This window comes from Rhizobacter sp. P2_D12 (assembly GCF_056404395.1).
Genome location: NZ_JBFUEB010000037.1, coordinates 1 through 14,268, shown reverse-complemented (window position 1 = coordinate 14,268; position 14,268 = coordinate 1). Strand labels below are relative to the sequence as shown.

Sequence of the window (14,268 nt, the reverse complement as noted above, 5' to 3'; positions counted from 1 at the left end):
CTCGGGTTCAGCGCTTTGCGAGACGCTGCCAGGTCTCGACCACCGTGTCCGGGTTCAGCGAGATCGACACGATGCCCTCCTGCGCCAGCCAGTCGGCAAAGTCCGGGTGGTCGCTCGGCCCCTGCCCGCAGATGCCGATGTACTTGCCGACCGCGCGGCAGGCCGCGATCGCGCGCGAGATCATCGCCTTCACGGCCGGGTCGCGCTCGTCGAAGTCGCGCGCCAGCAGCTCCATGCCCGAGTCGCGGTCGAGGCCCAGCGTCAGCTGCGTCAGGTCGTTCGAACCGATGGACATGCCGTCGAAGTACTCGAGGAACTGCTCGGCCAGGATCGCGTTGCTCGGGATCTCGCACATCATGATGATGCGCAGGCCGTCCTGGCCGCGCTTCAGGCCGTGCTCGCCGAGCATCTCGACCACGCGCCTGGCCTGGCCGAGGGTGCGCACGAAAGGCACCATGATCTCGACATTGTCCAGGCCCATGTCCTGGCGCACGCGCTTGAGCGCCTCGCACTCCATCGCGAAGGCCTCGCCGAAGCTCTCGCTGACGTAGCGCGACGCGCCGCGGAAGCCGAGCATCGGGTTCTCTTCCTCGGGCTCGTAGCGCGAGCCGCCGATCAGCTTGCGGTACTCGTTGCTCTTGAAGTCGGACAGCCGCACGATCACCGGCTTGGGCCAGAAGGCGGCCGCGATGGTGGCGATGCCCTCGACCAGCTTGTCGACGTAGAAGCCGCGCGGCGACGCATGGCCGCGCGCCACCGACTCGACCGCCTTCTTCAGGTCGAGGTCGATGTTGGGATAGTCGAGGATGGCCTTCGGGTGCACGCCGATGTTGTTGTTGATGATGAACTCGAGCCGCGCCAGCCCGACGCCGCTGTTGGGCATCTGCGCGAAGTCGAAGGCCAGCTGCGGGTTGCCGACGTTCATCATGATCTTGATCGGGCAGTACGGCAGCTCGCCGCGCTGCACCTCGCTGACCTCGGTGTCGAGCAGGCCCTCGTAGATGTAGCCGGTGTCGCCTTCGGAGCAGGCCACGGTGACCAGCGCGCCGTCCTTCAGCGTGTCGGTCGCGTCGCCGCAGCCGACCACCGCCGGGATGCCCAGCTCGCGCGCGATGATGGCGGCGTGGCAGGTGCGGCCGCCGCGGTTGGTGACGATGGCGCTGGCGCGCTTCATCACCGGCTCCCAGTTCGGGTCGGTCATGTCGGTGACCAGCACGTCGCCGGCCTGCACCGTGTCCATGTCGGCCAGGCTGTGCACGATGCGCACCGGGCCGGTGCCGATCTTCTGGCCGATCGCACGGCCTTCGGCCAGCACGGTGCCGGTGCCCTTGAGCTTGTAGCGCTGCTCGGCCTTGCCCTGCGCCTGGCTCTTCACCGTCTCGGGGCGGGCCTGCAGGATGTAGAGCTTGCCGTCGGCGCCGTCCTTGCCCCATTCGATGTCCATCGGGCGGCCGTAGTGCTGCTCGATGACCAGCGCATAGCGCGCCAGTTCGGCGACGTCGGCATCGCTCAGCGAGTAGCGGTTGCGCAGCTCGGTCACGGTGTCGACCGTCTTGACCAGGCGGCCCGACGCGGCCTTCTCGGCCGGCGTCGCGAACTCCATCTTGATGAGCTTCGAGCCGAGGTTGCGCCGGATGATGGCCTGCTTGCCGTTCCTCAGCGAGGGCTTGTGCACGTAGAACTCGTCCGGGTTGACGGCGCCCTGCACCACCGTCTCGCCCAGGCCGTAGCTGGAGGTGATGAACACCACGTCCTTGAAGCCGCTCTCGGTGTCGATCGTGAACATCACGCCGGCCGCGCCCAGGTCGGAGCGCACCATGCGCTGCACGCCGGCCGACAGGGCCACGTCGGCGTGCGCGAAGCCCTTGTGCACGCGGTAGCTGATCGCGCGGTCGTTGTAGAGGCTCGCGAACACCTCCTTCATCTTGTGCAGCACCTCGTCGATGCCGATCACGTTGAGGAAGGTCTCCTGCTGGCCGGCGAAGCTGGCGTCGGGCAGGTCTTCGGCGGTGGCCGACGAGCGCACGGCGAACGACGCGCCCGGGTGGTCGGCGGTCAGGCGCGCGAACTCGGCGCRGATGGCGGCTTCCAGTTCGGGCGGGAACGGGGTCTCCTCGACCCAGCCGCGGATCTGCGCGCCGGCCTCGGCCAGCGCCTTGACGTCGTCGGTGTTGAGGGTGGAAAGACGGTCCTGGATGCGGGCGGCGAGGCCCTTGTGCGCGAGGAACTGGCGGAAGGCGTGGGCGGTGGTGGCAAAGCCGCCGGGCACGCGCACGCCCGAGGCAGCCAGCTGGGAGATCATTTCGCCGAGGGAGGCGTTCTTGCCGCCGACCGTCTCGACGTCGGTCATTCTCAGATGTTCAAACGGTGCGACCATGGCGGTCGCCAGGTTCGGAAGTGACATGGGAAAGCTCCGTGATGTTGAGAAACCGGTGCTTCCCGCCCGATGCGCGAACCCGAGCAAGGCTCAGAGGGCTCCAGCGTGCGACGCGCGGTCCAGCGCTTCTGACATTCTTGTGTGGGCATGGACCTGGGGCGTTGGGGGGGCGATTTGGAAGATTGGGGGCGATTTTACGGGCCTTCGTGCCTATCATGGCGAAACCGTCGCCCCCCTGATCGCATGGCCAACCGCACCGTCTACTTCGTCTCCGATGGCACCGGCATCACCGCCGAGACCTTCGGCAACTCGATCCTGGCGCAGTTCGCGATCAAGCCGCGGCACGTGCGCCGGCCCTTCATCGACTCGGAAGACAAGGTGCACCAGGTGGTGCGCGAGATCAACCATTCGGCCGAGATCGAGGGCCGCCGGCCGATCGTCTTCGTCACGCTGGTCAACATAGAGCTGCTGAAGATCCTGAAGGCCAGCAGCCGCGGCATGGTGCTGGACATGTTCAACACCTTCATCGAGCCGCTGGAGGCCGAGTTCGAGATGACCTCGAACCACCGCGTCGGCCGTTTCCCGGACATCTCGAAAAGCCAGGAATACACCGACCGCATCGAGGCCATCAACTTCTCGCTGGCGCACGACGACGGGCAGTCGTCGAAGAACCTGGCCGAGGCCGACGTGATCCTGGTCGGCGTGAGCCGCAGCGGCAAGACGCCGACCTCGCTGTACCTGGCGATGCAGCACGGCATCAAGGCGGCCAACTACCCGCTGATCCCGGAAGATTTCGAGCGCCGCATCCTGCCGGCCGGGCTGGCGCCGCACCGCCGCAAGTGCTTCGGGCTGACGATCGCGCCCGAGCGGCTGGCCGAGATCCGCCACGAGCGCAGGCCCAACAGCCCTTATTCCAGCATCGACAACTGCCGCCACGAGGTCTCGGAGGCCGAGGCGATGATGCGGCGCGAGAACATCGCGTGGCTGTCATCGACGCACAAGTCGATCGAGGAGATCGCGACGACGATCCTGCGGGATATCCGGCCGGATCGGTTGATGTATTGAACGCCAGCCCGGATTGGCATCCGGGCTACAGGCGTTGGCGTGCAGACTCGTAGAGGCAGACGGCGGCGGCCGCAGCGACGTTCAGCGATTCCTCGCCACCCGGCTGCGGGATGCGCAGCGACAGCGCACAGCGCGATGCCAAGGCGGCCGACACGCCCTGCCCTTCATGGCCCAGCACCCAGGCGCAGGGCCACGGCAAGCGGCCCTCGTGGATTGCCTGGGTCGCATGCGAACTGGTGCCCAGCAGCGGCACCGCCAGCCCATCGAGCGCTTCGGCCTCGACACCCTCCACCAGGCGCAGCCCGAAATGCGCCCCCATCCCGGCCCGCAGCACCTTCGGCGACCACAGCGCCGCCGTGCCCTTCAGCGCCACCACCTGCGTGAACCCGAAGGCCGCCGCGCTGCGCAGCACCGCGCCGACGTTGCCGGCGTCCTGCAAGCGGTCGAGCACGACGCTGGGCGCGTCGGCCTGCAGCGTCCCGCCGCCCGGCCAGGCCAGCACGAAAGCGATCGGCGCCGGCGAATCCAGCGTGCCCACGCCCGCCATCAAGGCATCCGGCAACACGACGACCTGCGGCGCACGCTCGGCCAGCACCCGCAGCTTCGGCAGTTGCCAACCCGATTCGCCGATCACCGCCATCGCCGGCACACCACCCCGTTGCAACAAGGCCGAACACAGGTGATCGCCTTCGAGCAGCACCTCGCCCAGCTTGCGGTAGCCGCCTGGGTCGGCCGCCAGCTTGCGCAGGCGCACCAGCAGCGGGTTGTCGCGCGAACTGATCGCCTTGACGACCGCGCCGGTCACCACGCGTCACCGTCGGCGACGGTGCCGATCGCGATCGTGGGGTCCAGCGTGCCGGCCAGCGCCTCGCGCACCGGCGCGAACGAGCGCCTGTGATGCACGCAGGCGCCGTGCTGCTTCAGCGCCGCCAGGTGCACCGCCGTCGAGTAGCCCTTGTGCTCGTCGAAGCGGTACTGCGGGTGCATCTCGTGCAGCGTCAGGCACAGCCGGTCGCGGTGCACCTTGGCCAGGATGGACGCGGCCGAGATCGACGGGACCAGCGCATCGCCCTGCACGATGGCCTCGGCCGCGACCTTCAGCACCGGCAGCCGGTTGCCGTCCACCAGCACCTTGCCCGGCTTCAGCCGCAGGCCCTCGACCGCGCGGCGCATCGCGAGCATGGTCGCATGCAGGATGTTCAGCGTGTCGATCTCCTCGACGCTCGCCTGCGCGATCGCGCAGCACAAGGCCTTGGCCTGGATCTCGTCGTACAGCCGCTCGCGCACCGCGGGCGACAGCTTCTTCGAGTCGTTCAGCCCGCGGATCGGCCGACGGTCGTCCAGGATCACCGCCGCCGCGACCACCGGGCCGGCCAGCGGCCCGCGGCCGGCCTCGTCGACGCCGGCCACCAGGCCCACGGTCTCGAAGCGCAGGCCCAGCTGTTCAGGCACGGAGGACTTTTTCGATCGCATCGGTGGCAGCCTGGGCGGTGTTGCAGCGCAGTCGGTGGTGCAATTCGGTGAAACGCTTCGCAATGTCAGCGGACTGTTCCGGCTTGTCCAGCCAGGCCAGCCCCGCAGCTGCGAGTTTCTGCGGCGTCGCGTCGTTCTGCAAGAGCTCCGGCACCGCGAATTCCCCGAGCAGGATGTTGGGCAGCCCGACCCAGGGCTGGTAGCCCATGCGCTTCATCATCTGCCAGCTCAGCCAGTTCATCGCATAGGTGATGACCATCGGCCGCTTGAACAGCGCTGCCTCGAGCGTGGCCGTGCCGCTGGCGATCAGCGTGACATCGCAGGCGGCGAGCGCCTCGTGCGACAGGCCGTCGAGCAGCTGGATGCCGGCCGCCGGCGCATGTTGCGCCAGCATCGGCTCGACCAGCGGCCGCAACCCAGGCACCAGCGGCAGCACGAAGCGCAGGCCCGGCCGCTGCTGCTGCATCAGCGCGGCCGCCGCCAGCAGGCGCGGGGCGATGTACTGGATCTCGGAGCGGCGGCTGCCGGGCAGCAGCGCGACGACGGACTCGTCGGCGCCGAACCCGAGCGCCTGCCGCGCGGCAGCACGCGGCACCTCGAGCGGGATCGCATCGGCCAGCGGATGGCCGACGTAGGTCGCGGCGATGCCGTGCTGCGCATAGATCGCCGGCTCGAACGGAAAGATGCACAGCACGTGGTCGACCGCGGCACGGATCTTCTCGATGCGCCCGCCGCGCCAGGCCCAGATCGACGGGCTGACGAAATGGATGCTCTTGATGCCCTGCTGCTTGAGCCGGGTCTCGAGGCCGAGGTTGAAATCGGGCGCGTCGACGCCGATGAAGGCGTCGGGGCGCTCGCGCAGCAGGCGCACGGCCAGTTGCTCGCGGATGCCGGAGATCTCGCGGTAGTGGCGCAGCACCTCGACGTAGCCGCGCACCGCCAGCTTGTCGTGCGGCCACCAGGCCTCGAAGCCCTGGGCCGCCATGCGCGGGCCGCCGATGCCGGCCGCCTGCAACCCGGGCCAGCGCGCCTTCAGCCCGCCCAGCAACAGCCCGGCGAGCAGGTCACCCGAAGCTTCGCCGGCCACCAGGGCCAGCCGTGGCGAACCGGGATTCGTCACGGCAGGGTCAGCGCGCGATGCCGCGCGTCACGCCGGCGAGGAAGCCGGTCATCATCGCCGCGTCGCCGGCGGCTTCGGGCACGCTGGTGCCCAGCGCCGCGATCTCGTCGCGCGCCTCCTGCAGCGTGCGACCGCTGCGGTACAGGCTGCGGTGCATCTGCTTGACCGCCGCGATGCGCTCGGCCGAGAAGCCGCGCCGGCGCAGGCCCTCGATGTTGAAGCCGCGCACCGCGAGCGGGTTGCCGTCGACCATCATGTAGGGCGGCACGTCCTGCGACACCGCGCTGGAGAAGCCGACGAAGGCATAGGCCCCGATCTTGACGAACTGGTGGATGCCCGACAGCCCGCCGATCGTGACCCAGTCGCCCACGTGCACGTGGCCGGCCAGCGTCGCGTTGTTGGCCAGCACGGTGTGGCTGCCCAGCTGCACGTCGTGCGCCAGGTGCACGTAGGCCATGATCCAGTTGTCGTCGCCGACGCGCGTGATGCCCACGTCCTGCGAGGTGCCGAGGTTGAAGGTGCAGAACTCGCGGATGGTGTTGCGGTCGCCGATGTGCAGCTGCGTCGGCTCGCCGGCGTATTTCTTGTCCTGCGGCACCGCACCCAGCGAGACGAACTGGAAGATCCGGTTGTCACGGCCGATGGTGGTGCGGCCCTCGATCACGGCGTGGGCGCCGACGGTCGTGCCCTCGCCGATGCGCACGTGTTCGCCGATCACGGCATACGGGCCGATGCTGACCGAGGCACCCAGCTGCGCGCCGGGTGCGATCACTGCGGTGGGATGGATGGTGGCCATCGTCGTCGCGCCTCCTGGCCTCAGCCCACCTTGCGCATCGTGCACATCAGCTCGGCCTCGACGGCCAGCTCGCCGTCGACCGAGGCGCGCGCCTTGTACTTGTAGATGCCCGCCTTCACGCGGTCGACCGCGACGTCGAGGATCAGTTGATCGCCCGGCTCGACCGGGCGCTTGAAGCGCGCGCCGTCGATGCCGACGAAGTAGTAGACGGTGTCGCTGTCGGGCGAATCGCCATTGGTCTCGAACGACAGCAGCGCGGCAGCCTGCGCCAGCGCCTCGAGCATCAGCACCCCCGGCATCACCGGGCGGTGCGGGAAGTGGCCGGTGAAGAACGGCTCGTTGATGCTGACGTTCTTCAGCGCCTTGATGCGCACGCCCTTGTCGAGCTCGAGCACGCGATCGACCAGCAGGATCGGATAGCGGTGCGGGAGCTTCTTCAGGATCTGGTGGATGTCCATCATGGTGGTGGTCATGCAATCTTCTTTTCAAGGGCACGCRGGCGCTCGCGCAGGCGGTACAGGTTGCGCAAGGTTGCGGCGTTCTTTTCCCAACTGGCATTGTCGTCGATCGGGAACACGCCGCTGTACGTGCCCGGTTGCAGGATCGAGTGCGTGACCACGCTGACGGCCGAGATGTTGACGCGGTCGGCCAGCGTCAGGTGGCCGACGATGCAGGCGGCGCCGCCGATGGTGCAGTAGCGCCCGATCGTCGTGCTGCCGGCCACGGCCGAGCAGCCGGCCATCGCGGTGTGGGCACCGATGCGCACGTTGTGGCCGATCTGGATCAGGTTGTCGAGCTTGACGCCCTCTTCGATCACGGTGTCGGCCAGCGCCCCGCGGTCGATGCAGGTGTTGGCGCCGATCTCGACGTCGTCGCCGATGCGCACGCCGCCCAGCTGCTCGATCTTGACGTAGCCCGACGGCGTCGGCGCGAACCCGAAGCCGTCGGCGCCGATCACGACGCCGCTGTGCACGATGCCGCGCGCGCCGATGTGGCAGCCGTGCATCAGGGTCACGCGCGGCGCGAAGCGCGTCGATTCGCCGACGCTTGCGCCGTGGCCGATCACGCTGTGCGCGCCGATCACCGCGCCGGCCTCGACCCGCGCGCCGGCCTCCACCAGCACGAAGGGCCCAATGCTCGCGCCCGGGTCGACCTGGGCCGACGGATCGACGGCGGCCGTCGGATGGATGCCGGCGGGCGTGGCCGGGCGCAGCCGCGCGGCCCACCATTGCGTGAGCTTCGCGAAGGCCAGGTAGGGGTCGGCACACACCAGCGTGGCGCCGCGGGCCACCGCGGCCTCGCGCATCGCGGGCGCGACGATCACGCAGCCCGCGGCCGTGGACTGGAGCTGGGCGGTGTAGCGCGGGTTGGACAGGAAGGAAATCGTGGACGGCGTCGCGTCCTGCAGGGGGCCGATGCGGTCGATGCGCAGCGCCGGGTCGCCGACCAGCTCGCCGCCGAGGTGCGCGGCGATGTCGCCGAGACGGGTCTCACCCACCGATCACTTGCCGCCTTGCTGGGCGTTCAGCGCCTTGATCACCTTGTCGGTGATGTCGATGCGCGGGCCGGCAAAGACGGCTTCCTGCAGGATGATGTCGTACTTCTCGGTCTCGAAGATCTGCTTGATGACCTTGTTGGCACGTTCGACGACCGAGGCCAGTTCTTCGTTCTTGCGCTGSTKCAGGTCTTCCTGGAACTCGCGGCGCTTGCGCTGGAACTCGCGGTCCTGGTCGACCAGGTCGCGCTGGCGACGGCTCTTTTCCGATTCGGCCAGCGTCGGCTGGTCTTTCTCGAACTTGTCGCCCGCCGCCTTCAGGCGGTTGCCCATCTCGTTCAAGTCTTTCTCGCGCTTCGAGAACTCGGCTTCCAGCTTGGTCTGGGCCGCCTTCGCCGGCAACGCGTCGCGCAGCACGCGGTCGCTGTTGACGTAGCCGATCTTCAGTTCCTGCGCCTGCACGCCCAGCGCGGTGACAGCCAGTGCAGCGGCGACCAGTCCGAACTTCAGGGACTTGAGGGTGGAGCTTTTCATTAGAACGCGGTCCCGATCTGGAATTGCAAACGTTGAATTCTATCTGTTGACTTGTAGCGGATGGGCTCGCCGTAGCTGAGCTTCAGCGGGCCCACCGGCGACACCCAGCTCAGCCCGATACCGGCCGAGGCGCGCATGCTGTCCCAGGTGGGCGTCTCCTTCTCGCCCCAGACGTTGCCCGCATCGACGTAGCCGAACAGCCGCAGCGTGCGGTCGTTGCCCGAGCCGGGCACCGGGATGTACAGCTCGCTGTTGATGTTCAGGCGCTTCGAGCCGCCGCTGTAGGAGCCGACCACGTCGACCGGGCCGAGCGAGCCCTGGTCGAACGCGCGCACGGTGCCGAGGCCGCCGCCGTAGAAGTTCTTGAAGATCGGGTACGGCTGGCCGCTCAGCCCCTTGCCCCAGCCGAGCTCGGCGTTGAACGCGAAGGTGTACTTCTTGGTCAGCGGGATGTACTGCTGGAACTGCGTGTTCGTGCGGACGTAGCGCGTGTCGCCGAACGCGCCCCACTCGACGTTGATGCGCTTGAACTGGCCGTCGTTGGGCACCAGCGCGCTGTCGCGCTGGTCGCGCGCCCAGCCGATGGTCAGCGGCACCGAGGTGCTGGCGTCGCCATAGCGCAGGCGGTACAGGAAGTAGTTGTTCGGCAGCGCGGTCGCGCCGCGGATCTCGGTGCGCTCGATGCCGATGCCGAAGAACACCGTGTCGTACTCGCTGAACGGCACGCCGAAGCGCACCGAGGCGCCCGGCGTGACGAGCTGGTATTCCTCGCCCTGGCTGTTCAGCGGCTTGACGGTGCGGTAGTAGACGTCGAGCGCGCGCGAGATGCCGTCGATCGTGAAGTAGGGATCGACCGCGCTCAGGTCGAGCGTGCGGCTGGAACGGCTGGTGTTCAGCTCGATGCCGAGGTAGTTGCCCGAGCCGAACACGTTGTCCTGGCGGATCGACGCGTTCAGCGCCAGCTTGTCGGCGCTCGAGAAGCCGGCACCGACGATCAGGTTGCCGGTGGGCTTTTCCTTCACGGTCAGCGTCAGGTCGACCTGGTCCTGCGAGCCCGCGACCTCGTTGGTGTCGACGGTGACCTCGCTGAAGTAGCCCAGGCGGTCGACGCGGTCGCGCGACAGCTTGATGCGCCGCGCGTCGTACCACGACGATTCGAACTGGCGGAACTCGCGGCGCACCACCTCGTCGCGCGTGCGGCTGTTGCCGGCCACGTTGACGCGGCGCACGTAGACGCGGCGCTGCGGATCGCCCACCAGCGTCAGCACGACGCGGCCGGTCGCGCGATCGATGTCGGTGCGCGGGTCGATGCGCGCGAAGGCGTAGCCGAAGCTGCCGAAGCGGTCGGTGAAGGCCTTGGTGGTCTCGGCCACGGACTCGGCGCGGTACGGCTCGCCGGGCTTGATGGTCACGAGCGTCTTGAAGTCTTCTTCCTTGCCGAGGTACTCGCCCTCGAGCTTGACCGCCGTCACGGTGTAGGGCTGGCCTTCCTTGATGTTGACGGTGATCGTGATGTCCTGCTTGTCGGCCGAGATCGCGACCTGCGTCGAGACGACCTGGAACTCGAGGTAGCCGCGGTTCAGGTAGTACGAGCGCAGCGTCTCCAGGTCGGCCGTCAGCTTGGCGCGCGAGTAGCGGTCGGCCTTGGTGTACCAGCTGAGCCAGCCGCCGTCGTTCAGGTCGAACAGGCCGAGCAGCGTGCTCTCGGAGAAGGCCTGGCTGCCGAGGATGCGGATCTCGCTGATGCGCGCGGCCGAGCCTTCGGTGATCGTGAAGGTGACGTTGACGCGGTTGCGCTCCTGTGGCGTCACCGTGGTGACGACCTCGGCGCCGTACAGGCTGCGCGTCAGGTACTGGCGCTTGAGCTCCTGCTCGGCGCGGTCGGCCAGCGCCTTGTCGAACGGCAGGCCCTCGCCGATGCCGAAGTCCTTCAGCGACTTGGTCAGCGTGTCCTTGTCGAATTCCTTCAGGCCGACGAAGTCGATGTTGGCGATGACCGAGCGCTCTTCGACGATCACCACCACGACGTTGCCGTCGACCTCGATGCGCACGTCCTTGAACAGGCCGGTGGCGAACAGCGCGCGCAGCGCCGCCGCGCCCTTCTCGTCGTTGTAGGTGTCGCCGATGCGGAACGGCAGCGACGCGAACACCGTGCCGGCGTCGGAACGCTGCAGGCCTTCGACGCGGATGTCCTTCAGCTCGAAGGGGGCCACCGCCCAGGCAGACCCTGCGTGCAATGCCGCAGCCAGCGCGAGGCTGAGGACGGTGGGACGCAGGGAGCCGGGACGGACGTGTTGGAACTGGAGGGCGAGAGGATGGCGCATGCGGTGATCAGTGCAGGCCCAGGGTCCGGGCCACGTCGTTGTAGAGAGCGAGCGACATCATCAAGAGCATGATCGCCACCCCGCCCCGCTGCAGCCGCTCAAGCCACACGTCCGAGAGAGGCCGCCCCGTCACCGCTTCGAAAAGATAATACATCAGGTGCCCCCCATCGAGGATCGGTAGCGGCAGCAGGTTCAACACGCCGAGGCTGACGCTGACCGCCGCGATGAACGCGAGGAAATACGCGGGGCCGAGCAGGATCGACTTGCCGGCGTAGTCGGCGATCGTGATGGGGCCGCTCAGGTTCTTCAGCGAGGCCTGGCCGATCAGCATGCGGCCCAGCATCTTGATCGTCAGCACCGACGAGTCCCAGGTGCGCTGCATGGCCTGCGACACACCGCCCCACAGTCCGTAGCGCACCGTCACCATCTCGAATGGCGCCCGCAGGTCGGCACCGATGCGGCCGATGCGCTGCTCGCCGTCGCGCTCGACGCTCGGGCGCACGCTGAGCTCGATCACCTGGCCGGCGCGCTGCACGCGCCAGGCCGCGGCACTCGACTCGCCCTGCGCGCCGTTGGCCCGGATCAGCTGCAGCAGGCGCTGCGAATCGGGCACCGGCACGCCGTCGATGCTGAGCACGCGGTCGCCCTGGCGCAGCCCGGCGCGCTCGGCGGCACCGCCCGGCGACAGCACGCCCAGCACCGGCTCGGTGAAGGGCATGCCGATGCCGATGCGGGCCAGCGTCTGCGGCGTGATTTCGTAGGTGTCCAGCGTGTCGAGCTCGAGGCTGACGGCGTGCGGGCCGTGGCCCTGCGCATCGGACACCATCAGCTGCAGGCGCTCGGTGCGCAGCAGCGACTGGGTCAGCTGCCAGCTCAGGTCGCTCATCGACTGCACGTCCTGCCAGTCGCTGCCGTCGGTCGAGACGGCCGTCACCAGGTTGCCGGCGCGCAGGCCGGCGCGCTCGGCCAGGCTGCCGGCGGCCGGCGTCGACAGCAGCGCCTTCGGTTCCTGCACGCCGATCCAGTGCGCGGCCGAATAGAACAGCACCGCCAGCAGCAGGTTGGCAACCGGCCCGGCGGCGACGATGGCCGCGCGCTGCCACAGCGGCTTGCGGTTGAAGGCGCGCGACAGCTCGTGCGGCGCGACCGGCCCTTCGCGCTCGTCGAGCATGCGCACGTAGCCGCCCAGCGGCAGGATGGACAGCACGAACTCGGTGTCGTCGGCGCTGCGCTGGCGACGCCACAGCACGCGCCCGAAACCGACCGAGAAGCGCAGCACCTTGACGCCGCAGGCCCGCGCGATGCGGTAGTGGCCGTATTCGTGGAAGACGATCAGGATCCCCAGCGTCACGATGAAACCGAGGACCTGGGCGATGTGCAGGTTCATGCGCCCATCCTCGCGACGCAAGCGCGCGCGACCCGGCGAGCCTCGTCGTCCAGCGCCAGCAGGCCGGCCAGCGTGCGGCAGGCGTCGCGTTCGGGACTCATGGCATCGAGGGTGCTGACATTGACGCTGTGAATCTGGTCGAAGCGGATGGTTCCGGCCAGAAATGAAGCGACACCAATCTCGTTGGCCGCGTTGAGGATGGCCGTGCTGCCTTCGGGGCCGCGCAGCGTGTCCCACGCAAGCTTCAGGCCCGGGTAGCGCACGAAGTCGGCCTCTTCGAAGCTCAACGCCGACATCTGCAGGAAATCGAGCTGCGAGGCGCCCGATTCGATGCGCTCGGGGAAGGACAGGCTGTAGGCGATCGGCACGCGCATGTCGGGCGTGCCCAGCTGGGCCAGCACCGAGTTGTCGCGCAGCACCACCATCGAGTGGATGACGCTCTGCGGGTGCAGCACCACGCGCACCTGCTCGGGCGCGAGGTCGAACAGCCAGCGCGCCTCGATCACCTCGAGCGCCTTGTTCATCATCGTCGCCGAATCGACCGAGATCTTGCGGCCCATCACCCAGTTCGGGTGCGCGCAGGCCTCGTCGGGCGTGACGTGGCGCAGCGTCGCCGGGTCGCGCCGGCGGAACGGCCCGCCCGACGCGGTGAGCAGCAGGTGGTCGATGCGCTGCGGCCAGGTGGCGCGGTCTTCGGGCAGGCACTGGAAGATCGCCGAGTGCTCGCTGTCGACCGGCAGCAGGGTCGCGCCGCCCTCGCGCACCGCATCCATGAAGAACGCACCGCCGACCACCAGCGCCTCCTTGTTGGCCAGCAGCAGGCGCTTGCCGGCGCGCGCCGCGGCCAGGCAGGCCGGCAGCCCGGCGGCGCCGACGATCGCGGCCATCACGCTGTCGACCTCGGGATGCGCGGCGACTTCTTCCAGCGCCTTCGCGCCTTCCAGCACCACGGTCTTCGAGCCGGCCTCGCGCAGGCCTTCGCGCAGGCGCTTCGCGTGCTCAGGGTCGGGCATCACCGCGAAGCGCGGCTTCCAGTGCAGGCACTGGGCCAGCAGCTCGTCGCTGCGGCTGTGGGCCGACAGCGCGAACACCTCGAAGCGGCCGGGATGGCGCGCCAGCACGTCGAGCGTGCTGGTGCCGACGCTGCCGGTGGAGCCGAGGATGCACACCCTCTGGCGGGGAGACGAAACTTCTGACATCGGGGGGGCCTGGCAGAGGGGCGTCGCGTGCGGGCGCCGGGTTACAGCGAGCTGAGCGCCAGCGCGATCGGGAACACCGGCAGCAGCGCGTCGACGCGGTCGAGCACGCCGCCATGGCCGGGCAGCAAGGCACTGCTGTCCTTGGCGCCCGCGGCGCGCTTGACCAGCGATTCGACCAGGTCGCCGACCACGCTGATGGCGGACAGGAACACCAGCGCGAGCACCAGGCCCGGCACGCCGAAGCGCTGCAGCAGGATCGAGTACAGGCTCGCCGAATCGGGCGCCACCGCGCGGTCGAGCGCAATCCAGGCCGCGGCCAGCGCCAGCACGCCGAGCATGCCGCTCCAGACGCCTTCCCAGCTCTTGCCCGGGCTGATGGACAGCGCCAGCTTGCGGCGACCGAAGGCCTTGCCGCCGAAGTAGGCGGCGATGTCGGCGGCCCACACCAGGCACAGCACCGACAGCAGGAAATTGACGCCGATGGTCTTGGCACTGGCG

13 protein-coding genes are annotated in these 14,268 nt (G+C 68.8%); 1 reads left to right on the top strand and 12 read right to left on the bottom strand.

Features of this window, described 5'->3' with window-relative positions; genetic code table 11:
• Positions 1-7: 7 nt before the first annotated feature.
• Positions 8-2,404, bottom strand: coding sequence for a phosphoenolpyruvate synthase (gene ppsA / locus AC1DYN_RS14435; RefSeq protein ID WP_477960622.1), 2,397 nt, complete (start codon positions 2,402-2,404; stop codon positions 8-10).
• A gap of 216 nt (positions 2,405-2,620) precedes the next feature.
• Here ppsA and ppsR point away from each other — a divergent pair, with 216 nt between their 5' ends.
• Entirely contained in the window at positions 2,621-3,442 is an 822-nt protein-coding gene (gene ppsR / locus AC1DYN_RS14430) for a posphoenolpyruvate synthetase regulatory kinase/phosphorylase PpsR (protein WP_477960620.1), read from the top strand.
• Positions 3,443-3,467: 25 nt separating this feature from the next.
• Here the strand turns inward: ppsR and AC1DYN_RS14425 are convergent, their stop codons facing one another.
• From AC1DYN_RS14425 to AC1DYN_RS14375, 11 genes are all read right to left on the bottom strand, one after another.
• Positions 3,468-4,250, bottom strand: a complete 783-nt coding sequence (locus AC1DYN_RS14425; protein WP_477960618.1) for a TrmH family RNA methyltransferase — start codon at positions 4,248-4,250, stop codon at positions 3,468-3,470.
• On the bottom strand, positions 4,244-4,915 hold the full coding sequence (gene rnhB, locus AC1DYN_RS14420; RefSeq protein ID WP_477960616.1) for a ribonuclease HII: 672 nt from the start codon (positions 4,913-4,915) through the stop codon (positions 4,244-4,246). Before rnhB ends, AC1DYN_RS14425 begins: the two co-directional genes overlap by 7 nt.
• Positions 4,887-6,035, bottom strand: a complete 1,149-nt coding sequence (lpxB, locus tag AC1DYN_RS14415; RefSeq protein WP_477960614.1) for a lipid-A-disaccharide synthase — start codon at positions 6,033-6,035, stop codon at positions 4,887-4,889. The genes rnhB and lpxB overlap by 29 nt, the downstream gene beginning before the upstream one ends.
• A 7-nt stretch (positions 6,036-6,042) precedes the next feature.
• Positions 6,043-6,831, bottom strand: coding sequence for an acyl-ACP--UDP-N-acetylglucosamine O-acyltransferase (gene lpxA / locus AC1DYN_RS14410; RefSeq protein ID WP_477960612.1), 789 nt, complete (start codon positions 6,829-6,831; stop codon positions 6,043-6,045).
• A gap of 20 nt (positions 6,832-6,851) precedes the next feature.
• On the bottom strand, positions 6,852-7,292 hold the full coding sequence (fabZ, locus tag AC1DYN_RS14405; RefSeq protein WP_477960693.1) for a 3-hydroxyacyl-ACP dehydratase FabZ: 441 nt from the start codon (positions 7,290-7,292) through the stop codon (positions 6,852-6,854).
• Between the two features lie 8 nt (positions 7,293-7,300).
• Complete coding sequence (gene lpxD, locus AC1DYN_RS14400) at positions 7,301-8,329, bottom strand: UDP-3-O-(3-hydroxymyristoyl)glucosamine N-acyltransferase (protein ID WP_477960610.1); 1,029 nt, start codon at positions 8,327-8,329, stop codon at positions 7,301-7,303.
• Between the two features lie 3 nt (positions 8,330-8,332).
• On the bottom strand, positions 8,333-8,860 hold the full coding sequence (locus tag AC1DYN_RS14395; protein WP_477960608.1) for an OmpH/Skp family outer membrane protein: 528 nt from the start codon (positions 8,858-8,860) through the stop codon (positions 8,333-8,335).
• A complete protein-coding gene (gene bamA, locus AC1DYN_RS14390; RefSeq protein ID WP_477960606.1) occupies positions 8,860-11,184 on the bottom strand; it encodes an outer membrane protein assembly factor BamA in 2,325 nt (774 codons plus the stop codon). The genes AC1DYN_RS14395 and bamA overlap by 1 nt, the downstream gene beginning before the upstream one ends.
• Before the next feature lie 7 nt (positions 11,185-11,191).
• On the bottom strand, positions 11,192-12,571 hold the full coding sequence (gene rseP / locus AC1DYN_RS14385) for an RIP metalloprotease RseP (RefSeq protein WP_477960603.1): 1,380 nt from the start codon (positions 12,569-12,571) through the stop codon (positions 11,192-11,194).
• Entirely contained in the window at positions 12,568-13,770 is a 1,203-nt protein-coding gene (gene ispC, locus AC1DYN_RS14380) for a 1-deoxy-D-xylulose-5-phosphate reductoisomerase (RefSeq protein ID WP_477960601.1), read from the bottom strand. Before ispC ends, rseP begins: the two co-directional genes overlap by 4 nt.
• Positions 13,771-13,811: 41 nt before the next feature.
• Positions 13,812-14,268 (bottom strand): phosphatidate cytidylyltransferase (locus tag AC1DYN_RS14375; protein WP_477960599.1); only part of this gene is annotated, 457 nt, incomplete at its 5' end.